An 878-nucleotide genomic window follows, 5' to 3' on the forward strand; every position below is an offset into this window, starting at 1 on the left:
GCATAAAGGAAGTACTTTTTGATAACAGCCATGATGAACAAATCCTTTATCATTTTGAGGAAGAGTAGTGTTAGGCAGTGCCGTTGCCTCTATAAAGTCACCTAATCCCCATTGCTGTAATGTGGCCTTCATGAAAGAGGCGCCTTCATCACCATACTCATGGTGAACGCGCTCGATGAGCTCATTGGCTTTGTCACTAAAGACGAGTGATTTTTGTTTTAATCCCTGGAGGGTTTGTAACTCTTTTAAAATATCCAGCATGGGCAAAGTTGGCATATCTTCTTTCTCTAAGGTTGGATAAGGTGAGATGGTCAAATCAGCTTTTTTACTAACTGCATAGTGGTTCACTAAAAGTAAAATCAGTACAACAAAAAAATGGCTCACCTCATTTCAATATGTGCAGACTTTAATCTATATGATTGCTCAATATAACTGTCGAAAATGAACAGGGTACGGCAGTTGAAAAAAATACAAAAATTAAATCCGGTCACATAATCGTTAAAGGGGGTGTTTTGAAGTACAAAGTCCTGAGAGAAATGATGCATTATAAAGCGGGCACATTCATTGTTAATAGTAAGTGTTAAGCGGCGAAGATGAAATATCCTATGATTTCTTTTACAGGAAAGTCTACAGATAGTTAGGCGTTTTGCTCGTGGAGTTTTGTGGCTGGTTTGGAAAATGGCCAGTTTGTTTAAGGCAATGCTCCGGTTGTAACGGAACAATGCCTTAGTTTATAGTCTATTTATTATTTTTAGCGATACTCTCTCCAGGGTTATGCAGCATCTCGTTATCACTATTATTTTCTTTAGCAGTCGAGAAAAATGAGTGTCTGACTTGAGATACTCTTAAGATATCCCTATTTGAAGACAATACAGTTT

Annotated in this window: 1 protein-coding gene; it reads right to left on the bottom strand. The window is 37.7% G+C overall.

Features of this window, described 5'->3' with window-relative positions; translation table 11 throughout:
• Window positions 1-384, bottom strand: a 384-nt coding sequence (locus Lsan_RS14990) for a hypothetical protein (RefSeq protein WP_162265617.1), incomplete at its 3' end; no start/stop codon positions are given.
• Window positions 385-878: the final 494 nt, after the last annotated feature.

The sequence above is a fragment of the Legionella santicrucis genome, from assembly GCF_001468135.1.
Taxonomy (GTDB): Bacteria; Pseudomonadota; Gammaproteobacteria; order Legionellales; family Legionellaceae; genus Legionella; species Legionella santicrucis.